The sequence below is a fragment of the Paenibacillus haidiansis genome (assembly GCF_036553665.1).
Classification (GTDB): Bacteria; Bacillota; Bacilli; order Paenibacillales; family Paenibacillaceae; genus Fontibacillus; species Fontibacillus haidiansis.
Genome location: NZ_JAZHPZ010000007.1, coordinates 219,013 through 239,261, shown reverse-complemented (window position 1 = coordinate 239,261; position 20,249 = coordinate 219,013). Strand labels below are relative to the sequence as shown.

Annotated in this window: 23 protein-coding genes, 1 pseudogene and 1 riboswitch; of the genes and pseudogenes, 22 read left to right on the top strand and 2 right to left on the bottom strand. The window is 52.7% G+C overall.

Features of this window, described 5'->3' with window-relative positions; translation table 11 throughout:
- From V3851_RS16160 to V3851_RS16135, 6 genes and pseudogenes are all read left to right on the top strand, one after another.
- Positions 1 to 1,371 (top strand): RHS repeat domain-containing protein (locus V3851_RS16160; RefSeq protein ID WP_331847586.1); only part of this gene is annotated, 1,371 nt, incomplete at its 5' end.
- Positions 1,372 to 1,396: 25 nt separating this feature from the next.
- Positions 1,397 to 1,909, top strand: coding sequence for a hypothetical protein (locus V3851_RS16155; RefSeq protein ID WP_331847585.1), 513 nt, complete (start codon positions 1,397 to 1,399; stop codon positions 1,907 to 1,909).
- Between the two features lie 708 nt (positions 1,910 to 2,617).
- Complete coding sequence (locus V3851_RS16150) at positions 2,618 to 2,995, top strand: RHS repeat-associated core domain-containing protein (RefSeq protein WP_331847584.1); 378 nt, start codon at positions 2,618 to 2,620, stop codon at positions 2,993 to 2,995.
- Entirely contained in the window at positions 2,956 to 3,372 is a 417-nt protein-coding gene (locus V3851_RS16145) for a hypothetical protein (protein ID WP_331847583.1), read from the top strand. The genes V3851_RS16150 and V3851_RS16145 overlap by 40 nt, the downstream gene beginning before the upstream one ends.
- A 32-nt stretch (positions 3,373 to 3,404) precedes the next feature.
- Positions 3,405 to 3,860 (top strand): hypothetical protein, encoded by a 456-nt coding sequence (locus tag V3851_RS16140; protein WP_331847582.1) that lies wholly within the window; start codon positions 3,405 to 3,407, stop codon positions 3,858 to 3,860.
- Positions 3,861 to 3,975: 115 nt separating this feature from the next.
- Positions 3,976 to 4,725 (top strand): annotated as a pseudogene (locus tag V3851_RS16135) (spore photoproduct lyase family protein); the annotation flags it as partial.
- Here the strand turns inward: V3851_RS16135 and V3851_RS16130 are convergent.
- The gene (locus tag V3851_RS16130; protein ID WP_331847581.1) at positions 4,718 to 5,407 is read right to left on the bottom strand and encodes a Crp/Fnr family transcriptional regulator; all 690 of its coding nucleotides are present in this window, start codon (positions 5,405 to 5,407) and stop codon (positions 4,718 to 4,720) included. The pseudogene V3851_RS16135 and the gene V3851_RS16130 overlap by 8 nt on opposite strands.
- A 176-nt stretch (positions 5,408 to 5,583) precedes the next feature.
- Here V3851_RS16130 and V3851_RS16125 point away from each other — a divergent pair, with 176 nt between their 5' ends.
- The 5 genes from V3851_RS16125 to V3851_RS16105 all read left to right on the top strand — a co-directional run bounded on the left by V3851_RS16125 (position 5,584) and on the right by V3851_RS16105 (position 8,336).
- Positions 5,584 to 5,907, top strand: coding sequence for a cupin domain-containing protein (locus V3851_RS16125; protein ID WP_331847580.1), 324 nt, complete (start codon positions 5,584 to 5,586; stop codon positions 5,905 to 5,907).
- A gap of 16 nt (positions 5,908 to 5,923) precedes the next feature.
- Positions 5,924 to 6,277, top strand: a complete 354-nt coding sequence (locus V3851_RS16120) for a cupin domain-containing protein (protein WP_331847579.1) — start codon at positions 5,924 to 5,926, stop codon at positions 6,275 to 6,277.
- Positions 6,278 to 6,295: 18 nt separating this feature from the next.
- Positions 6,296 to 7,051, top strand: a complete 756-nt coding sequence (locus tag V3851_RS16115; RefSeq protein ID WP_331847578.1) for a class I SAM-dependent methyltransferase — start codon at positions 6,296 to 6,298, stop codon at positions 7,049 to 7,051.
- A gap of 175 nt (positions 7,052 to 7,226) precedes the next feature.
- Positions 7,227 to 7,784 (top strand): TetR/AcrR family transcriptional regulator, encoded by a 558-nt coding sequence (locus V3851_RS16110; protein ID WP_331847577.1) that lies wholly within the window; start codon positions 7,227 to 7,229, stop codon positions 7,782 to 7,784.
- A 24-nt stretch (positions 7,785 to 7,808) separates the two neighbouring features.
- Positions 7,809 to 8,336: a flavodoxin domain-containing protein gene (locus tag V3851_RS16105; protein WP_331847598.1), complete on the top strand. Its 528-nt coding sequence runs from the start codon at positions 7,809 to 7,811 to the stop codon at positions 8,334 to 8,336.
- Between the two features lie 11 nt (positions 8,337 to 8,347).
- Here the strand turns inward: V3851_RS16105 and V3851_RS16100 are convergent, their stop codons facing one another.
- Complete coding sequence (locus V3851_RS16100) at positions 8,348 to 9,310, bottom strand: serine hydrolase domain-containing protein (RefSeq protein ID WP_331847576.1); 963 nt, start codon at positions 9,308 to 9,310, stop codon at positions 8,348 to 8,350.
- Positions 9,311 to 9,575: 265 nt separating this feature from the next.
- Here V3851_RS16100 and V3851_RS16095 point away from each other — a divergent pair, with 265 nt between their 5' ends.
- From V3851_RS16095 to cobI, 11 genes are all read left to right on the top strand, one after another.
- A complete protein-coding gene (locus V3851_RS16095; protein WP_331847575.1) occupies positions 9,576 to 10,112 on the top strand; it encodes a polymer-forming cytoskeletal protein in 537 nt (178 codons plus the stop codon).
- 158 nt (positions 10,113 to 10,270) lie between these two features.
- A riboswitch (cobalamin riboswitch) is annotated at positions 10,271 to 10,462 on the top strand.
- Positions 10,463 to 10,731: 269 nt separating this feature from the next.
- Positions 10,732 to 11,496, top strand: a complete 765-nt coding sequence (locus V3851_RS16090; RefSeq protein WP_331847574.1) for an energy-coupling factor ABC transporter permease — start codon at positions 10,732 to 10,734, stop codon at positions 11,494 to 11,496.
- Positions 11,496 to 11,771: an energy-coupling factor ABC transporter substrate-binding protein gene (locus V3851_RS16085; protein WP_331847573.1), complete on the top strand. Its 276-nt coding sequence runs from the start codon at positions 11,496 to 11,498 to the stop codon at positions 11,769 to 11,771. The genes V3851_RS16090 and V3851_RS16085 overlap by 1 nt, the downstream gene beginning before the upstream one ends.
- A gap of 4 nt (positions 11,772 to 11,775) precedes the next feature.
- Positions 11,776 to 12,564 (top strand): cobalt ECF transporter T component CbiQ, encoded by a 789-nt coding sequence (cbiQ, locus tag V3851_RS16080; RefSeq protein WP_331847572.1) that lies wholly within the window; start codon positions 11,776 to 11,778, stop codon positions 12,562 to 12,564.
- A 50-nt stretch (positions 12,565 to 12,614) separates the two neighbouring features.
- Positions 12,615 to 13,484 (top strand): energy-coupling factor ABC transporter ATP-binding protein, encoded by an 870-nt coding sequence (locus V3851_RS16075; RefSeq protein WP_331847571.1) that lies wholly within the window; start codon positions 12,615 to 12,617, stop codon positions 13,482 to 13,484.
- Between the two features lie 82 nt (positions 13,485 to 13,566).
- Positions 13,567 to 15,429, top strand: coding sequence for a precorrin-3B C(17)-methyltransferase (cobJ, locus tag V3851_RS16070; protein ID WP_331847570.1), 1,863 nt, complete (start codon positions 13,567 to 13,569; stop codon positions 15,427 to 15,429).
- Positions 15,426 to 16,241, top strand: coding sequence for a precorrin-6A reductase (cobK, locus tag V3851_RS16065; protein WP_331847569.1), 816 nt, complete (start codon positions 15,426 to 15,428; stop codon positions 16,239 to 16,241). The genes cobJ and cobK overlap by 4 nt, the downstream gene beginning before the upstream one ends.
- 44 nt (positions 16,242 to 16,285) lie before the next feature.
- Positions 16,286 to 16,963, top strand: coding sequence for a precorrin-8X methylmutase (locus V3851_RS16060; protein ID WP_331847597.1), 678 nt, complete (start codon positions 16,286 to 16,288; stop codon positions 16,961 to 16,963).
- On the top strand, positions 16,960 to 18,126 hold the full coding sequence (locus V3851_RS16055; RefSeq protein ID WP_331847568.1) for a cobalt-precorrin-5B (C(1))-methyltransferase: 1,167 nt from the start codon (positions 16,960 to 16,962) through the stop codon (positions 18,124 to 18,126). Before V3851_RS16060 ends, V3851_RS16055 begins: the two co-directional genes overlap by 4 nt.
- Positions 18,119 to 19,372 (top strand): precorrin-6y C5,15-methyltransferase (decarboxylating) subunit CbiE, encoded by a 1,254-nt coding sequence (gene cbiE, locus V3851_RS16050; protein WP_331847567.1) that lies wholly within the window; start codon positions 18,119 to 18,121, stop codon positions 19,370 to 19,372. Before V3851_RS16055 ends, cbiE begins: the two co-directional genes overlap by 8 nt.
- Before the next feature lie 13 nt (positions 19,373 to 19,385).
- Positions 19,386 to 20,249 (top strand): precorrin-2 C(20)-methyltransferase, encoded by an 864-nt coding sequence (gene cobI, locus V3851_RS16045; protein ID WP_331847566.1) that lies wholly within the window; start codon positions 19,386 to 19,388, stop codon positions 20,247 to 20,249.

The window sequence follows — 20,249 nt, the reverse complement described above, 5'->3', positions numbered from 1 at the left end:
ACCCGTTATAGCTATGACCAAAGCGGCAAGCTGATCGAGACTTGCCGAACCAACGGGAGCAAGGAGAAGCGGACGTATGACGCCGCGGGGCAGCTGATCCGCATTCAGGATAGCACGGCCCAAGGAATCATGCTGCAGCAGTTCCGGCTTACCTATAACGAGATCGGCCAAATCATTCAGGAGGAAGACAAGCAGTATACGTATGATAAGCTGCGGCGCTTAAGCAGCGGAGCGTTTAAAGGGCGAATCGTCAGCTACGAGTACGACCTGGGCGGCAACCTGACCTTAACCCGAGACTCTTTAGAGGGTAACGCCTCTTCCTTCCGTTATACCTCCGATAACCGGCTGCACGCCCTCGGAGATTATCCGGTGGAGATGGATGCGGACGGCAATTTGCTCTACAAGAGCAACGGGGAGAGCATGGCTTCGTATGAATACGACGCCCGTAACCGCTTGGTAAAATCCGGGAAGGCGCGCTATACTTATAACATGCTCGGCAATCGGACCTCCATGAGTTGGAGGGGCAAGACGACCCAGTATGTGGTCGACGACCTGGGCGAGCTCAGCCGGGTGCTGATGGAACTGGACGAGGAAGGGACGCCGAAGGCTTATTATGTCTATGGCCTTGGCCTGATCGGCCGGGAAGATGCGGACGGTAGTTACCTCAGCTACCACAGCGACATCCGGGGCAGCACGACCCTACTCACCGACGAAACCGGCAGAGTCACAGACCGATATACGTACGGCATCTACGGCGAATTGGAGCAGCACGAAGGCAGTACCTCCCAACCGTTCCAATACAACGGCCGGGACGGCGTGATGACCGACCCGAACGGGCTGTATTACATGCGGGCCCGCTACTATGATCCGGAACTGAAACGGTTCTTAAATCGGGACGTAATCCTCGGCGACCTGACCGACGGGCAGACCTTGAATCGGTATGCCTATGTAAATGGCGATCCGGTGGGGTATGTGGATCCGTTGGGGCTCTTTAAGTGTGAGGGCTTAGGTGAAACAGGGACAGTTTGGGACTCCATAAAGGGGACCCAACCTGCTTATGATGGTACGGTTATACCTAGATCATTTGAAATAACTGTGGGTAATCAAAATGTGTGGGTACATGGTAATGGTACTAAACACATATATGAAGAAGTTGCAAAAAAAATGAAGGTTCCAGGAATTGACCCGAAATATTACTCACAATTATTATTGGATGACTTTTCGGGTACGTTACAGCAGGTTACGAAAAATGGAATCAAGTATGATGAACTAATTACTGTTGGAAAATGGGAATTCAAATTAAGTCCTCCTAGGTTAGACGGGCAACTACCGGTAGTTAAACATGCCCAATTCAATGGATGGGGTAATTAGAACTGGCTTATAGGGAGGGTAAAAATTGTTAAAATTTAATTCGAAAAAGTTATTTTTGCAGGAAGAAATAGTAATCGACCCATATATCCCTATTGAGATCAAATGGGGGGATTGGAATGAAATTATGGAGGGAACACATTATTTTAGGTTGGGGGACTTCAAGAAGTCATTATTAGAAATTGGAGTAGGTTCAAATACTGGAATTATTCGTTCAGTAACCCTTGTTGAAACAAATAAGGTATCTTTGAATTCTGTGAAAGAGGATTCCCATTTAATCAATAATGAATATGGTGTACCAGTATTTGATATTTCAGCAGTTAAGGAAAAAGGAAAAGTAGATGTTTATTGTAATCTTGAAGTCAATTTGTTTGGTAATAAATTATTGCTTAAATTTAGGGAAGATGAGGTAGATAAATGTATTCACTCTGGTAGGGTTATATTTGGGGCTAACAAATTAAATGAGTTGTGTTATATCAAGGTTGCGGGACTATCCGACGAAGAAACAATGGAATTAAAAGATTCTTTGAGTTATCTGTGATTGAAGTGGTGGGAATAACTGTGCCGAATAAAGCTGTTTCAACCACACAAATAGCCCGTGTAATACCTAATACCCGTATAAAGATTTCTTTATTTTGTTTGTAAGCACATCAATCTTGATTTTTATACCCTAGTAAAACTTATCCGTTACATTGAATAGGTCGATTATGGTCTGAGATACCATGATTGACCTGTTTTTGTTATCTTCGTTTACCCACAGATTTTTTAAAATAGACGCAACTTTTTAATTAGCCCCCGATGAGTAACACCGCAACTAATCATAGAATAGTCCAAACATTATATTGTCAGGACATAACTAAGAGTGACTAGCAACCGGAAGGTCATGTTGTTAGGGAGGAAACGAAAGATTATGCCACGACATAAAGAGCGGTAAATGTTGATACATACTGCAACTCTAAAGTTTGAAAAGTTTTTTTACTCGTTGTGTTAGATCTGTTTGGTACTAACGAGCAACATGAGAGCATGGCTTCGAATGAATACGATGCCCGTAATCGTTTGGTAAAATCCGGGAAAGCGCGCTATACTTATAACATGCTCGGCAATCGGACCTCCATGAGTTGGAGGGGGAAAACGACCCGATATGTGGTCGACGACCTGGGCGAGCTGAGCCGGGTGCTGATGGAACTGGACGAGGAAGGGACGCCGAAGGCTTATTATGTCTACGGCCTTGGCCTGATCGGCCGGGAAGATGCGGACGGTAGTTACCTCAGCTACCACAGCGACATCCGGGGCAGTACGATCCTACTCACCGACGAAACCGGCAGAGTCACACCGATATACGTACGGCATCTACGGCGAATTGGAGCAGCACGAAGGCAGTACCTCCCAACCGTTCCAATACAACGGCCGGGACGGCGTGATGACCGACCCGAACGGGCTGTATTACATGCGGGCCCGTTACTATGATCCGGAGCTGAAACGGTTCCTAAATCGGGACGTAATCCTCGGCGACCTGACCGACGGTCAGACCTTGAATCGGTATGCCTATGTAAATGGCGATCCGGTGGGGTATGTGGATCCTTTGGGTTGTTTAAGTGTGAGGGGACGGGCGAAGCAGATGAGCTGATAACTGTCTATCGGGGAACTAATAACTACTTAGAGAATGCAATATATGATGAAACGGGGCACTTATTAAGCGACGCTACCCGAATTGCTTATAGTGAATCAGGTAACCTTGCTAATGCCTACAAAGCTTCCCAACCTATCCATGATGAGTGGCTGAAAATCTGGTATAACAACATGGACGATTATGTCCAAGCTCACGGTGCGTTCGGAACTGATTTGCCAAATGCTTTTAGAATGGACAGAACATTGATGTCTGTTACTACTGACGAGAGCATTGCCAAATACTTCGCAAATGGTGGCAGGGTGTACGAGGCGAAAATCCCTAAATCCCAGCTAATACCCCAAACACTTCCAGGGTCCACAGAGAGCGAATTTTAAATTGAATTTGGTATGGGAGGTTTTACGCCAAAGTGAACCTAAATAATGAATTAATAAGTCAACATAAGATTGATGGCCAAATTGTATATATTATAGCTACAGAAGCTTTTGAACTTCTTGTAAACAATCCTGTAATCGAGGATCAGCCGATAAACGCGTTAGACACTGTCTGCAATATGATGGATTTTGTGCGAAAGTATAGTTCTTTTTCTCTTGCGTTCTATCCTTTAGGGAATCGGAATAAGTGGATGTTTTGTTTATTACTCAACAAAAATGAAAAACTGCAAAGAGTACAAATCGAAAATGTGCAGTGTAAAGAATGCGATTGGCAGGGGATTATTGCAAACCCAACAATCCCAGAATTATATTATGGTTGCCCCGATAGATGGGGGGCATTGGAAGAAGCTAATAAAACACCAATAGTTCATTGTCCTAATTGCAACAGTATATTGCCCAGACATTCAATTTGGGCAAGTACTAAAGCTTAATACTTAAGTTCAACCTTGACTGGCTCTATGCCTTTCAAGGTTTCTTTTTTGGACAGGCGGTTGGCAAATGAACCCATCATTCAACCACTTACACAAATAACCCATGTAATAACCGTACTGTCATTACTGTTATTTGCAGACGACCATGGGGAACAAGCCTTATATCCGTACTTATGTAAATGTTGACGAAATTTTGGAGGCCGCCGACAAATACATGGCCGAACGCGCACCGGAGGCAACCCGGTTCGAAGCGTCATGCACATCCGATATCGTCGGCATCGATCATCTTACGCACACGCTAAAGCGGGCGATTGAGCATTTTGGGCAGTCCAAGTATGGAAAGCTGCGGTTCGTTACGAAATTTCATCATGTGGACCATCTGCTGGACGCCGATCATCAAGGCAAAACCCGGTTCCGGTTCAGCGTCAACGCCGACTATGTGATCAAAAATTTCGAGCCCGGCACTTCGCCGCTCCAGCAAAGAATCGAGGCGGCGGGGAAAGTCGCCAGGGCCGGATATCCGCTCGGATTTATCGTCGCGCCGATATATCTGCATGAGGGGTGGGAGCAAGGATATTATCACATGTTTGAACGCCTGGATGCCGAACTGCCCGCCGATGCCCGGGACGATATTACGTTTGAGTTTATTCAGCACCGTTTTACCAGACCGGCGAAGCGGGTGATCGAGAAAAACTATCCCATGAGCAAGCTGGAGCTGGACGAAGAGAAAAGAAGATACAAATGGGGCAAATACGGCATCGGCAAATACATTTATCAAAAAGAAGAGGAAGAGGCCCTGAAGAGCCATCTGTATTCCTATATGGAGAAGTTTTTTCCCAAGGCTAAGCTTGAATATTTTACTTAAAAGGCGATTCTATAAATTCACTCTGAAGCAGCCGGAACGTATTGCGCGAATAATCGACGATTCCGGCTGCCTTCATACGGCCGAGCTCCCGGGATAGGGCGCTACGGTCCACGCTCAAGTAATGGGCCAGTTCCTCCCGGGTGAACGGAATCGTGAAGACCGGACTACGATTTTTTTCGGCCTGGAATTGCAAGTAATGGACGATACGGGCGCGAAGATTTTTGTGGGTTACGATGTCCAGCTTCCGGTACAATGCTTCGTTTTTACGCAAGAGAAGGTTGAAGAGATTTTCAATAATTCTTCCCCTAAGCGAGCAGGCCGTTTGATCGGGCCGAACGAGACGGTCGATTCGGATAAACAGAATTTCGCAAGCCGTCGCCGCCGCCGCATCATACCCGACCGGTTGATCGTTGCCCCGTAATGCCGTTTCTCCGATCACTTCCCCCGTGATTAATTCCGAAAAAATAAGCCGTACGCCGCCGAGATCCTCCTTGCTTATAAAGAGGGTGCCATCCAGAACGATGCCGATCGAATGCAGCCGATCCTCTTTGTTAAAGATGATTTCCTTCTTGCGATAAATTCGGCTATTTCCGTTTAAACAAGCCAGGGACTGCAAGATCTCCTGCTCGGAAAAGCCTTTGAACAGGGAGGTCTCCTTAAAAATTTTCATGTACTTGTTCAACCTTTTTCACCTCCTGTTGCCATGGCAACGGAAATTTGCGCTTTGCTCTGCTATACTCTCATTAATTGATAATCATTCTCAATGTATGAATGATTTCATTATAGCTCATTTTATTAATTTGTAACTGATATTTTCAGCTTGGCTTGGAGTTTAGAAGCAAGGAGTATCGATGAAGCATGAACATTCCGTTTAAACAGGTATTTGCACTGAACGGTCTCGTGACTTATCGGGACCATCAAATTACAAGCCGGACGCTAGCCGGCGATGACCATTTGGATCTGATTTTATATGCCATGGATTCGGACGAGAGCATCAGCCGTGAATCTTCTCCGCACCATAAAACCATTTATGTAACGGACGGACAATTGAAGATTCAGATCGACCGGGAATCCTTTGCGATCAAGGAGGGCGAATTTTTGCGAATAGAAAAGAATATCGTGCACTCCATTGAAGCGCTTGGAAAATGCAAATTTGTGCAGTTGAATTACATGAATGAATAGAAGAGGAGAAGGGACTATGGATAATGCCGTTTATATTAAAAAACTGCCGCATGCGGAGGTCATCAAGCTGGACGAGATCATCGCGGTGGCACCGAATCAAGTATCCAGCATGACATTGGTGCAGCGGCCGGATTTGGGAATGACATTGTTCTCATTGGATCAAGGAGAGGGAATCAAGTTGCATACAACAAAAGGAGATGCGCTGGTACAAATCCTATCGGGAGCCGCCGAAATTACGATCGGCGACCAGCAGTATACTGTTTCGCAAGGAGAAGCGATCGTCATGCCTTCCGATATACCGCATGCGCTGCACGCGCGCGAGACTTCTTTTCAAATGCTGCTGACCGTCGTTAAACCGGAGAAGGAATAAGTCTAAGGAGCTGGGGAAATGGGGAAGACGGAAGCGGGACATACTTTTTTGGCGCGGTTGGGGAAGAAGAGGCTAAGGCCCGGCGGAATCCAGGCGACGAATTGGTTAATCGGGCAAGCAAACCTATCGAAAGAATCCAGAGTGCTGGAAGTGGCTTGCAATATGTGTACGACATCCATCGAATTGGCGGAGAAATACCGTTGCCTAATAACGGCCGTCGATATGGATGCCAAAGCTTTGGAAAAAGGGCGAAAGAACATCGCCAAGCATAAGCTTGAAGATTATATCCAGGTCGTACAGGCCAATGCGATGAAGCTGCCGTTTGCGGATGAATCGTTTGATGTTGTTTTTAATGAAGCGATGCTGACGATGCTGAATGCATCGGCGAAAAAGAAGGCGATCTCGGAATACCACCGCGTCTTGAAGCCGGGTGGCATTTTATTGACGCATGATATTATGTTGACGAAAAATACCCCGGAAGAATTGATAGATACTTTACGCGGTATCATTCATGTCAATGTATCTCCATTGCCTATAGAGGGCTGGACGAGTACTTTCAGCGAAATCGGTTTTAGAGAAGTATCGACGAGCTCCGGCGCCATGTCGCTGATGAATCCGAAGGGAATGGTCCGTGACGAAGGCTTATTCGGTATGTTAAAGATTATGATCAACGGCTTAAAAAAAGAGAATAGAATCATGTTTAAACAAATGTTCCGTTTCTTTAATCAGGCAGGCAAGAGTTTAAATTATATCGCGGTATGCAGCAAAAAATAACGGACCGGAGGAGCCCATCCTTCCGGTCCGCTTTTTTGTGGCTTGATTGGAAATCTCCAACGAAAGGAATACCAGGTACAACATATGCCCAATAGGTGACCTAATTCATAGCTCTAAAAATAATCATGTTATATAAACCATTTATATAACTCAGTTATTCTGAAAGGACTACATCATGCCGAAGCAGAGAATCATGCGAGAGATGATATTGGAGGCGGCTTTCGAATTGGCTCGAACGCAAGGCCCGGAACATGTCATGGTCAAGAATATTGCCGAGAAACTAGGCTGTTCCGTACAGCCCATTTACAGTTACTATTCCAATATGGATGAATTGAAGCAAGAATTGGCGGATTATACGGGGAAGTTCTTTAAACAGTATATCGCTGAACATCTCGATAAAAACGACTATTCCCGTTCCGTCGGTGCCGCCTATATCCGGCTTGCCCAAACGGAGCCTCATTTATACCGGCTGTACATGATGCGCAAACGCCCCGATATCCATTCTCTGGATGATATTTATCGGAAAGAAGGTGATCCAAAGGTTGTTCAGCATTTGTCGGAAATATTAAATATCGGCTTTGACAAAGCCAAGTCGCTGTATCTTAACATGATCATTTACACCCAAGGTCTATCATTCATACTGGCGACGCAAGGCCCCGATTTCGGTACGGAAGAAATTCTCGCACAATTGGATGAAGCTTTTAAAGCCTTTGTAACCCAAGCCGTTAAATAATTGAGAGAGGTGTTGGATTTGAAAGTGCTGCTCGTTTACTCCAGCAAGACGGGATTTACCGAAAGGTATGCGAATTGGATTAAAGAAGAGTTGAATTGCGACATTGCCGAATTAAAAACGATATCCAGAGAAACCCTGGCTAGATACGAAACCGTTATTTACGGCGGGGGGATCTATGCCGGCAAGATTAACGGGCTGGCTAAATTCAAAAACTTGCTTCAACGTCCGCATCGACAGGGACAAAAGATAATTGTGTATGCCACCGGGGCCGCGCCGGCGGAGGCAAAGGGTACAGTGGAGAACGTCATCAAGAACAATATTTCGGAACAGGACAGAGGGGCGATTCCTGTGTTCTATTTTCAAAGCGGCCTGAATTATGAAAGAATGGGCCTCGTAAGCAAATTTATGATGAAGATTCTGCCGCATATCCTGAAAAGGAAAAAGGATAAAACCCCTGAAGACGAGGCCATGGTCGAAGCGATTAAGCAATCTTTCGATAGCACGGACAAGAAATATATCCAACCGCTGCTCGATCATGTGCGCACGGCGTGACCCGTGAATCATTATGATTCCTGCATCTGCCGAGCCAGCACGGGAGCGATGAATTGGCGGAACACATCGCCGGGAAACTGCCGTTTTTTGCGTTTGTCGTCGGTCAGAACGACGACCGTCTCTAGCGAGGGTACCACGTAAATATACTGGCCGCCGAACCCCCGCGCATAAAAATAATCGAATAAGGGTGCGGCAGTGCCGGGAGGACCGTCTGAATCCGGATAGGTATCCGTCCACCAATGCCAGCCGTAACGGCCGCGGCGGGGCGGTTCCGACGAGATGGCGGGTTCTACCGATTCCGCAATCCGTTCACGGGAAATCAGCCGGTTGTTGTTCCATTCTCCCTGCTGCAAATAAAGCTGCCCGAACTTTAGCATATCCTCGGGCCGAAGCCTTAGACCGAAGCCGCCCGTATGGATTCCCTGGGGGTCGCGCTCCCACTCGTACGATTCGATGCCAAGCGGGCCGAACAGATGAAGCTCGGCATACCGCGCCACCGTCATACCTGCGGCTTGTGCCAAAATGGCGGACAGCATTTGGGAGATGCCGGAGTTATATTCCATCATGGTTCCCGGAGGGTCCGCCAAAGGCTGTTCAAGCACGAAGTTGATCCAATGGGGCGACCGGGTCATCTTGGGAAAAGAGTTCTGGCCGCCGAACTCCGTCCAGTTAAAGCCCGCCGACATCGTCAACAAATGCCGCAGCGTAATTTCCCGTTTGCGGGAATCCGGGTCCGCGGCAAGCTGCGGGAAAAACTCCGCGGCCGGCGTGTCCGGCCCCGGCAGCAGTCCTTGATCCATCGCGATAGCGATCAGCGCGGACAGGACGCTTTTGGTACAGGAGTTGATTTTGGCGATTTCATGCGGCGTTCGATCATCTCTATATTGTTCAAATATCGGCTTGCCTTGGCGGCTGATTAGGCAACTTCTTAAATCCAGCTGTTTCAACGCCTGAATCAATGATGTCAAATTCATGGGAATAATCCTTTGCCTTTCTTATGCTATTTCGGGTAAAGCCGCCGAGCGGGCGGTGGCTATGCAACCCTATTTTTCACTTGATATCTTTTTATTAAACCATAAAATTGGCCAACCGGCATTTCCAGGAAATTAACGGATATTTTACTTGCAAAAGTAAGTGAAAAAAATAACATTTATAGTGAAATTAATCACATGATTATGATAAGATTTTATATATAATCATTTTTGCATCATAAATATTATTATTTGGGGGAGATCTACTGTGAAAATTTTCAAAGGTTTGCTGGCAGCGGGGGTTGCGGTTGCATTGCTATCCGGCTGCGGCGCAAAGAATGAAGATACTTCGGCAAACGCGGGCAACCAAGCAGCCGATGCGGTAACGACGGCTTCGCTCGTCAACGAAGCGGACGCATTCGTGAATGGGGTCAGTGAACAAGGAACTTGGATCGTAGCGATTTTGAATGATGTGACGGTCGATAAAGACGTGATCGTTGCCGGCGAATTCCATGATAAAGACGCTGCGGACGGAGACATTTACCGTAAAATCGCCCTTTACGCGCAAGATGAAGATCACAATATCACGGCCAACTACACGCTGACCGTACCGAAATTGACGGTGCAAAGCGAAAACCTGAGAATTCAAGGCGGAACGGTTAAAGGCGACGTTTATGTCGAAGCCAACGGATTTAATCTTCATGAGTCGGCAACCGTGGACGGCAACATCTACTATGCAAGCGAAGATGTGAAGGCTACGGCGGTTATCGACGGTAAAGTGACCGGGACTCAAGAAGTAAAATAAAACGGAATATACTTATTATAGTTTTATCCCAAACAAGCACTACAAAAGCCTGCAGATCAGTCCCATTCTGGGAATCCATCGGCAGGCTTTTTGATTAAATGCCGGCGCCTCCACTTTTATCACAGACATCGCTAGCCGAATCTCACTATAATTAACTGGACAAATTTAACAAACAGGGTGCCCTTGTTTCAGGCAAGGGATAACAGGGAATCGGGTGCAAATCCCGAGCGGTCCCGCCACTGTAAGGAAGAGCCGAACTTCAGATTGTCACTCGGATTTTATATCCGGGGAAGACGAAGGAACGCGTTTGTATTCCGAGCCAGGAGACCTACCTTGTTTGTTCGCACCATGACCCTACGCGGATAGGAGCGGTGTACGAATTGGTTGCATAGAAGAGAAGACAAGCGGTATTGCGGATGGCTCATTGACGTGATTTTTCCCATGAATGCCATTCCGGCAGAACATCCGCCTCTGTTGTACTTCTGTTCAAGATCGGCGGCCAGCGGTCTTCCGCAGCAGGTCCGACTCTTGCACAACTGATGACGTACAAAGCACTCCCACCCTGCAGGGTGGGAGTTTTTAGTTTGTGACTGTACGAATAATAAGTGGAGGAACAAGAATGAAAAAGCGGAGATTTTGGAGCATGACGGCCCTGATCGCCGGATTTACCGTTTATTTACTGCTCAATGAACCGGGAACGGCGCTGGCGATGCACATTATGGAAGGCTTTCTGCCGGTTGGCTGGGCCGTTTTCTGGTGGGCGGCGTTTCTGCCTTTTTTTGTGCTCGGGGTGGTGAAGCTGCAAAAATTGACCCAGGACAATCCCGAGGTGAAGCTGCTGCTCGGGCTTTCCGGAGCGTTCACCTTCGTCTTGTCCGCGCTCAAAATGCCTTCCGTTACCGGAAGCAGCTCTCATCCTACGGGGACGGGCCTCGGAGCGGTCATGCTAGGGCCGCTGCCGATGAGCGTAATCGGCTCGATCGTCCTGTTGTTTCAGGCGCTGCTGCTGGCCCACGGAGGAATCACCACACTGGGAGCGAACGCCTTCTCGATGGCGGTGGCGGGTCCTTTTGCCGGGTATGCCGTCTACAGACTGATGATGAGATTCACCGAACGCGAAAAGCTGGCGGTGTTTCTGGCGGCGACCTGCGCCGATCTGATGACCTATGTGGTTACTTCCGTCCAGCTTGCGGCCGCTTTCCCCGCGGCGAACGGCGGATTTGCCGCTTCCCTGCTGAAATTCGGCGGCATTTTTGCCGTAACCCAGATTCCGCTGGCGATCAGTGAGGGATTGCTGACCGTACTGCTCTGGAATTGGTTGAAATCGTACATTCCGAACGACCTATCGCGGCTAAAAGGTCAAACGAAAGAAGGAGGCCTGTAATGAGCAATAAGTGGAAGAATGCGTTGATGCTGCTGGCGGTAGTTCTGCTCGTGGTCCTGCCGCTGCTGCTGGTCGACGGGGAATTCGGCGGGGCTGACGATGCGGCGGAGGGGGTCATTACGGAGGTTGCCCCCGATTATGAGCCTTGGTTCAAGCCGATTACCGAGCTGCCCGGGGAAACGGAAAGCATGCTGTTTGCGCTGCAGGCGGCGCTTGGGGCCGGAGTGATCGGTTATTCGGTCGGGCTGCTGAAAGGCAGACAGCAACGGCGGTAGTCCCATGCTCAGAAGAATTGACGCTTTGTCCTACAGCAATGCGCTGCGCCATTTGTCGCCCCTGTGGAAAAGCTTATTCGCCGTGGTGATGTTCATCCTTTCTTATTCCCTGCATCCTGTTTTACAGGTCATTATTTTCTTTTGGATGATGCTGTGGTGCATCCATTTTGCCAAAATTCCTGCCCGTACCTACGGATCGCTTCTCTGTACGGCGCTGTTGTTCTTTGTTCTCAGCCTTCCAGCAGTGCTCGTGGAGTTGGGACGGCCGGAGGCCTCCGACGCGGTACTTGCTCTCAAGCTGCCGGCTTCGGAGCAAAGCCTGTACGTTATGGCGGCGGGAATTCGGCGGGCAGGGAAGCTGCTGGCCCGGGTAATAGCCTGTTTGTCCTGCTTTTTCTTCCTGATATTAACGACTCCGTTCGGCGAGCTGCTGCAGGTGCTCCGGAAGCTGCGGCTGCCGGAAATCGTACTGGAGCTGATGCTGATTATGTACCGATTCTTATTTCTATTGAGCGATACGGTGCACGGAATGCTTCTCGCCGGTCGTCTGAGGGGCGGAAAGCGAGGATTTTGGGCCAGGATGAGGGAGATGGCGGGGATGGGCAGCGCTCTATTTGCAAACACCATGCGACGTTATGACGGGCTTTCCAAAGGGCTGCTTACCCGGGGATATACGGGACAGATTGTCTTGCCTCCATATGAACCCCGGACTGTACCGGGAAAAATCGCCGCGTCGGCATACATCGGCATCGCTTTGATGCTGCTTGCCGAGCTGTGGATTAGGTTGGTATAGGCATCATCAACGGACAAATGGACCGACAAGAGAAGGAGAACAAGATGAACATGGCTGACAGCTTGACTTTTGAAGGAGTAGTATTCCGCTATCCCGATACGGCGGAGCCCGCGCTGCGGGAATTGACCGTTTCCATCCCCGGGGGATGCAAGACAGCGGTGATTGGCCATAACGGTTCCGGCAAGTCCACATTCTTTCTCCATGCCGTCGGCATTCTCCGTCCGCAGCAGGGCAGGGTGCTGCAGGCGGGAATCCCCGTATCTTATGCCAAGAAAGATCTGGCGGCTCTGCGCCGCAACGTCGGTCTCGTGCTCCAGGATCCCGAGCAGCAGTTGATCTTGAACACACCGGGGGAGGATATTTCATTCGGGCTGCGCGGGATGGGGATGAATGAAGCGGCAATTAAGACGCGCTGCCTTGAGATGCTGGACTTGCTGAAGCTGGAAGAACTGAAGGACAAGCCCATTCATCAGCTCAGTTTGGGACAAAAGAAACGCACGGCGCTCGCAGGGGTGCTGGCGATGAAGCCGGAGCTCCTTTTGCTTGACGAGCCGACTTCCTATCTGGACCCACTTTCGGAAGCTCAATTGCTTGCGGGACTGGAGAGCGTTCATAAGCAAGGGACAACGATCGTGATGGCGACACACGACATGAATCTGGCCTACAGCTGGGCGGATTGGGTTATCGTGCTGGATCATGGGGCTTGCCTGGCGGCGGGAACGCCGGAAGCGGTATTCAGCGGGCGGGGTGGCTTGCGGGCCCTTGGTCTCGAACTGCCGCTGATTGCGGATTTGTGGTACAGCCTGCCCGCGCGGTATACCGAAGGCCGCTCCGTTCCCCGGAGCGCCGAGGCATTCAAGACCATGCTGAACCAATTGCTGGTTGAACGCACGGAAATTCCTGAGTATGGGATGAAATAGAACAATTTTAAATGCGCGGGAACGTATCGAGCGTTATCGCACGTTACTAATTAACGCTACACGCTGAAGTGGAGGAAACGGAATGAAGCAACAAGGGAAGTTGTCGATTATCGGCTTTGGTCCCGGCAGTCTGGAGCATATCACAGGCCGGGCATTGTCCGCTCTCGGAGAGAGTGAGGCCGTAATCGGCTATAACACATACGTGGAGCTGATCAAGCCCTTGCTTACGCATCAGGAGATCGTCGGGACGGGCATGACGGAAGAGGTCGGCCGGGCCCAGGAAGCGGTCCGCCGGGCGGAGTCGGGGCAGAGCGTCGCCGTCATATCCAGCGGAGACGCAGGCGTGTACGGCATGGCCGGTCTGGTGTATGAGGTTCTGATCGAGCGGGGGTGGAACCGGGAAGAAGGCGTACAGGTTGAGGTGATCCCAGGCATATCGGCGGTTCAGTCCTGTTCCTCGCTGCTGGGTGCCCCGATTATGCATGATGCCTGCACAATCAGCTTAAGCGATCATCTCACGCCGTGGGATAGCATTGTGGCGCGCGTTGAGGCCGCTGCGGCGGCGGATTTTGTGATTGCCTTCTACAACCCGCGCAGCGGCAGACGCACGCGGCAAATCGAGGAAGCCCGCAACATACTGCTCCGCTACCGCGATCCTTCCACACCGGTAGGCATCGTCAAGAGCGCTTATCGAGATCGGCAGCAAACGATCGTAACCACGCTTCGGGACATGCTTGAACATGAAATCGGCATGCTCTCCACGGTCGTGGTCGGCAACTCAGCCACCACTGTATACCAAGGACTGATGGTGACCCCCCGGGGATATGAACGGAAATACAATCTGAGCAAAGCTATTCAGACTTTGAAGCCGCATGAACGGCTGCGGACGACGGCGGAGCCCTGGTCGCTTGCGGCCGCTGCAGCGCGCGGAGATATCCTGGCCGCAACCGGTCTTACAGACAATTCGTCTGAGCGAAACTCCCCGCGCACAGTCCTGCTTGTGGGACACGGCAGCCGGGTCGAGGAGGGTAATGATCAACTGCGGGAGTTAGCGGATAGACTTGCCGCACGCAAACCTGAGCTGCATATCGAAACTTGCTTTATCGAGCTGGCCTCCCCGTCGATCGCCGAAGGAATCGACAACTGTATCAGGGGAGGCGCCAAAGCGGTTTATATCGTACCGGTGATTTTGTTTGCGGCGGGGCATTCCAAGCTGGACATTCCGATGGTGATAGACCGGGCCAAACAGAAATATCCCGATGCGGAATTCGTCTATGGGCGACCCATAAGTGCGCAGAAAAGGGCGGTAGATATTTTGCTGGATCGGATCAAGGAAGCCGTTCCGGCAATCGGAACGGAGGCGTCTCAACTGGATGGGACGACGGAAGTGCGCTCTTCGGAAGTGCGGGACCGGGATACGGCCGTGCTCTTGATGGGTCGCGGCAGCAACGACTCCGACGCCAATAGCGAGCTCTGCAAGCTTTCTCGTTTGCTCTGGGAAAGAACGTCTTATCTAAGCGTGGAAAGCTGCTTCATAGCCGTGGCCAAGCCTTCGCTACAGGAGGGGCTCAAGCGCTGCTTAACGCTGGGGGCCCGCAAAATCATTGTGCTCCCGTTTCTGCTGTTTACTGGTGTGCTGATGAAGCAATGCGAAGAAGAGGTCCGGCGCTTCGCCGCCGATCATCCGCAGATCGAAGTGGAGATCGGCGGCTATATCGGTACGCACCCCCTCCTGACGGACATGCTGGCCGAACGGATCGATGAGACGTTGGCAGGTCAAGCCTCTGCCAATTGCGATACCTGCCAATATCGCCAAGAGGCGGCATATCATCACCATCACCACCATCACCACGATGTGGTGGAAGGGGAATTCCACGGTCGGCACGAGGCCGCGGCAACGTCCGTCACTTCCGCGGGCGGTACCGGGGATATGCAGAGAAGATGATTTTCATGCTATGCGGAACCCGCGACGCCTTGGAACTGGCACTTGTCCTTGCGGGACAAGGTCTGCCGCCGGTTGCTTCCGTTGTGACGCGGGAAGCGGCGCAGCAGCTTGAAGCGGTCGGGATAAATACCGTAACCGGAAGGCTGGACCGGGAGGGAATGATCGCTATGCTGAGGAAAGGCGGCTACCATGCCGTAGTGGATGCCAGCCATCCCTTCGCCGCCGAGGCGCATGCCAATGCCATAGCCGTCGCCGCTGCCCTGGGGCTGCCTTATTTTCGATACGAGCGGCGCAGGGGAACCTATCCCCGCCATCCCCGGCTAATGGAAGTCTCCTCGTATGAAGAGGCCGCCCGCACCGCCAAAGCTTTAAAAGGCTCCGTCATGCTGACCACGGGCGGCAAGACGCTGGCGATTTTCGCCCGCGAGCTGATCGGCGATCCCGATATCCGTTTGACGGTCAGGCTGCTGCCCAGCCTTGAGAATATAGAGAAATGCCGTACGCTTGGCATCGATCAACGGAACATTATTGCGCTGCAGGGGCCTTTTTCGTGGGAAATGAACGAGGCGCTGTACAGGCAGTACGGCACGCAGGTTATGATCACGAAGGAGAGCGGCGCGGAGGGAGCGGTCGAAGAGAAGCTGTCCGCCGCACTCGAGATGGGGATCTTTGTCATATTAGTCACCCGGCCGGTCATGCCTCCGATAAGGGAGGGCGGTATTTTCGATTCATTCGAGAAGCTCGCGGCAGCGGTTAAAGCGGCGCTTGCGGCGGAGGCAAGCGGCGGCGCCATGCGGTTTAATACGAAATAAGAGTCTGCGAAGGGCAAAGGAGAAGGGGGAGTGGAAGAATGGATATGGACTTCGGAACCGATTTTGAGCCGCTGACGGTGCAGCCGCAGGAAATCGAAGCTCTGAGCTTCGAATTGATTGCGCAAGAGCTTGGAGAGCACGACTTTACCGAGCTCCAGTACCCGGTGGTACGGCGTATTATCCACGCCTCGGCCGATTTCGAACTGGGGCGGAGCCTGGTCTTTCATCCACGGGCGGTGGAAGCGGGCATTGCGGCCATTTTGGAGGGCCGGCCGATTATCGCCGATGTGCGGATGGTGGAGGCGGGGATATCCAAGGCACGGATTCACCGGTTCGGCGGAGAGGCCAGGGTACATATCACCGATGAGGATGTAATTGCCGAAGCCAAGGAACGGGGCACGACAAGGGCCATCGTAGCCATGCGCAAAGCCTGCGCCGAAGCTCCGGGAGGGATTTATGCGATCGGCAATGCGCCGACGGCCCTGCTGGAGCTGATCCGCCTGGTCAAGGAAGGCGCCGCCCGGCCGGGGCTTGTGATCGGCATGCCGGTCGGATTCGTGTCCGCGGCCGAATCCAAGGACGAGCTGCGCAAGCTCGATATTCCCTATATTACGAATATCGGGCGCAAGGGCGGCAGCACGGTAGTGGTCGCCGCGGTCAACGCGCTCAGTCTGCTCGCCGTACAGCAGGCCGCCGAACGGCGGGGCGGGGATTGTAAATGAAGGCGGGCGGTCTGAAGGACGGCGGACGGCAGGCTGCGGACGAGGCCCAGCCGTCCGGCAAAGTCGGCCGGGACAAAGGCAATGCTCCGCTGCGCCGGGGTTACACCACCGGCGCCTGCGCCGCGGCGGCGGCGAAAGGCGCGGCGCTGCTGCTCATTACGGGCAGCGAGCCGCGCTGCGTGGAACTGCGGCTGCCCGCCGGCTTCAGCCATACTTTTGAACTGATGGGCTGGTGGCGCCAGGGCAACAGCTCGGCGGTCTGCATGACAGTGAAGGATGCCGGCGATGATCCCGACGCGACACACGGGGCCCGGATCGAGGCCGAGGTGAGCTGGCGGGAGGAGCCGGGCGTGGAGATCGACGGCGGCCGGGGAGTCGGCAGGGTCACGAAGCCGGGACTGCCGGTTCCGGTCGGCGAAGCGGCGATCAACCCGGTACCCCGGCGGATGATCGCGGAGGCGGTTGCGGAGGTGCTGGAGGAGCATGGTGCCGCCCGGGGGCTGCGTGTGGTGATCAGCGTGCCCGAGGGGGAAGCGATCGCGCGCAAGACATTGAATCCCCGGCTTGGCATTATCGGCGGCATCTCCATCTTAGGGACGAGCGGCGTGGTCACGCCGTTCTCCACGGAGGCGTACAAAGCAAGCGTGGCGCAGGCCATTGCGGTAGCCGCCGCCGCGGGCAACAGCGGGATCGTCTTGACTACCGGCGGCAGCAGCGAGAAATTCGCCAAGGCCATGCTTCCGGAACTTCCGGAGGAAGCATTCGTCCAGATGGGCGAATATGTCGGATTTTCGCTGGAGCATGCCAAAGCGAGCGGTATAAGGAAGGTCACGCTTGTGGGGATGGCGGGCAAATATTCGAAGGTGGCGCAAGGCGCCATGCTGATCCATTCCAAAAACGCGCCGGTCGATTTCCGCTTTCTCTCCGCCGTCGCCGCCGAAACCGGAGCGGATGCCCGGCTGGTCCAAGAGGTTGCCGGCGCCAACACCGCTTCACAGGTCGTGGATATGATGACCGAGGCGGGGTATGACGCTTTTTTTGAGCGACTGTGCGAGCACGCCTGCCGGCATTGCCTTGAACATATTCGGGGCGGCTTGGCAGTGGAGATGGTGCTCATAACGATGAAAGGCCGCGTGCTGGGGAGGGCGGAGCTTCATGGCTAATTTGATCTATATTATCGGCATTGGGGAGGACGGAGCCGCCGGACTGACCGAAGAAAGCTTGAAGAAAATCAGCGAGAGCGAGGTTCTGCTCGGCGGGGAACGGCAGTTGTCCTTCTTCCCCGGATACAATGGCGAGAAGATCGTGCTCCGGGACGGGCTGAAGCCTTTTGCCGACAAGCTGGAGGAAGTGTGGAAAGAGCGGCGGACGGCGGTGCTGGCTTCGGGCGATCCGCTGTTTTTCGGCATTGCCGGGTATCTGACGCAAAGGTTCGGGCGGGAGCATGTCGAAGTGATCCCGCATTACAGCAGCGTGCAGCTTGCCTTTGCCAGGCTGGGTGACAGCTGGCAGGATGCGGAGCTGGTCAGCCTGCACGGGCGGCCGATCCGGGGATTGGCTCAGCGGATCGACGGCAAGCCTAAGGTCGCTCTGCTGACCGATGAGACCAACAGCCCGGCGCGGATTGCCGCCTATTTGCTGGAATTCGGGATGACCGAATACGAGGCATTTGTCTGCGAGCGGCTGGGGGGCCCGCAGGAAATCTGTAGGTTTTGGGAACTGGAGGAGATGGAGCGGGGGACGTTCGCTGCGCTCAACATCGTGATCCTGCGGAAGAAGTCGGGCCTGGATGCAAACCCGAAGCGCGGATTTGCTTTTCCGGATGAAGCGTATTCGCAACGACGGCCGGAGAAGGGGCTGATCACCAAACGCGAGGTCCGTTCCTTTATTCTGTCCGAGCTTGATCTGGCCGAGGATGCGGTGGTTTGGGATATCGGCTCGGGCTCCGGCGCGGTGGCGGCGGAATGCGCGCGGATCTCCCGCCTGGGCCAAGTATACGCTGTGGAAAAAGGCGCCGCCAATCTGCCCCATATGGAAGCCAACCGGAGCAGATTCCGGGCCGATTTCGCCATCATCCACGACAAAGCGCCGCATGGGCTGGACCCGTTGCCGGACCCGGACGCGGTGTTCATCGGCGGCAGCGGCGGGGAGTTGGAAGCGATCATCGACACCTGCGCCGCCCGGCTCCGCCCGGGGGGAAGGCTCGTGGTCAGCGCGGTCACGGTGGAGACGCTCCACGGAAGCATGCGGGCGCTGCAACAGGCCGGAATGGACCCGGCAGTGACGATGCTGCAGGCGTCGCGGGGCAAGGCGATACTCGGCATGACGCGGTTTGAGGGAATGAATCCGGTTTATGTGATCAGCGGAATCAAGCAATCAGCCGGGAATGATCTTGTAATCGATACATAAGGGGGAATTGGCGATGAATCGAAATGGAACGATTCTTATGCGTCAAGAGCGACCGGCCTTAAGCGGTGCCGGGAGCTTCCACGGGACCGAATTAGAGAAATCTGAGACATTGTCGGGGGCAGATGGCAAGAAGGTTATTCGGACGGAAGACAAGGAGGAGCTTGACGCGCCGACTGTCGGAACTTTATACGGCGTGGGCGTCGGTCCCGGCGACCCGGAATTGGTGACGCTCAAGGCTTATCGGCTGCTGAAAGAATGTCCCGTGATCGCCTATCCGGCGGCGCAAAAAGGCGGCAAATCTTATGCCCAGGAAATCGCGGATATCCATGTGAACGCGGTAGAGAAAAATATGCTTGGACTTGTATTCCCCATGACGAAGGACCCGGTTCTGTTGGAGAACGGGTGGCACCGGACGGTCGAGCAATGTTGGGATGAGCTTCGGCAGGGCAAAGATATCGCCTTTGTCACGGAAGGGGACCCCAATTTGTACAGCACGTTTATCCATTTGGCCCGGTTAATGCGGGAGCTGCATCCCACTGTCCCGGTCGTGTCGGTCCCGGGCATTTCCTCGGTACTGGGCGCTGCCGCATCGCTGGCCAGGCCTCTCGCCGAAGGCGATCAGCGGGTCGGCATCATCCCGGCGACACCGGACCGCAAGGCGCTCAAGGAGGCACTGCTTCACCATGATACCGTTGTTTTTCTGAAGGTGGCGAAGGTGTTGGAGCTGGTGCTGGACGTGCTGGACGAATTGGGGTTTGGAGGCAAAGCGTCCGTCGTGACTCAAGCAACCTCTTCCCAGGAAATGGTCTGGCTCGACGCCCGCGAACTGCGCGGAGCGGAGCTTGCATATTTAAGCCTTATGGTGGTGAGCAAATGA

Excerpts from the sequence above, each read along its gene's own strand:
- V3851_RS16150 (WP_331847584.1), top strand. The coding sequence starts at position 2,618 with ATGCGGACGGTAGTTACCTCAGCTACCACAGCGACATCCGGGGCAGTA.
- V3851_RS16125 (WP_331847580.1), top strand. The coding sequence starts at position 5,584 with ATGAACATTCCGTTTAAACAGGTATTTGCACTGAACGGTCTCGTGACT.
- V3851_RS16120 (WP_331847579.1), top strand. The coding sequence starts at position 5,924 with ATGGATAATGCCGTTTATATTAAAAAACTGCCGCATGCGGAGGTCATC.
- V3851_RS16115 (WP_331847578.1), top strand. The coding sequence starts at position 6,296 with ATGGGGAAGACGGAAGCGGGACATACTTTTTTGGCGCGGTTGGGGAAG.
- V3851_RS16110 (WP_331847577.1), top strand. The coding sequence starts at position 7,227 with ATGCCGAAGCAGAGAATCATGCGAGAGATGATATTGGAGGCGGCTTTC.
- V3851_RS16100 (WP_331847576.1), bottom strand. The coding sequence starts at position 9,310 with ATGAATTTGACATCATTGATTCAGGCGTTGAAACAGCTGGATTTAAGA.
- V3851_RS16090 (WP_331847574.1), top strand. The coding sequence starts at position 10,732 with ATGAAAAAGCGGAGATTTTGGAGCATGACGGCCCTGATCGCCGGATTT.
- V3851_RS16085 (WP_331847573.1), top strand. The coding sequence starts at position 11,496 with ATGAGCAATAAGTGGAAGAATGCGTTGATGCTGCTGGCGGTAGTTCTG.
- cbiQ (WP_331847572.1), top strand. The coding sequence starts at position 11,776 with ATGCTCAGAAGAATTGACGCTTTGTCCTACAGCAATGCGCTGCGCCAT.
- V3851_RS16075 (WP_331847571.1), top strand. The coding sequence starts at position 12,615 with ATGGCTGACAGCTTGACTTTTGAAGGAGTAGTATTCCGCTATCCCGAT.
- cobJ (WP_331847570.1), top strand. The coding sequence starts at position 13,567 with ATGAAGCAACAAGGGAAGTTGTCGATTATCGGCTTTGGTCCCGGCAGT.
- cobK (WP_331847569.1), top strand. The coding sequence starts at position 15,426 with ATGATTTTCATGCTATGCGGAACCCGCGACGCCTTGGAACTGGCACTT.
- V3851_RS16060 (WP_331847597.1), top strand. The coding sequence starts at position 16,286 with ATGGACTTCGGAACCGATTTTGAGCCGCTGACGGTGCAGCCGCAGGAA.
- V3851_RS16055 (WP_331847568.1), top strand. The coding sequence starts at position 16,960 with ATGAAGGCGGGCGGTCTGAAGGACGGCGGACGGCAGGCTGCGGACGAG.
- cbiE (WP_331847567.1), top strand. The coding sequence starts at position 18,119 with ATGGCTAATTTGATCTATATTATCGGCATTGGGGAGGACGGAGCCGCC.
- cobI (WP_331847566.1), top strand. The coding sequence starts at position 19,386 with ATGAATCGAAATGGAACGATTCTTATGCGTCAAGAGCGACCGGCCTTA.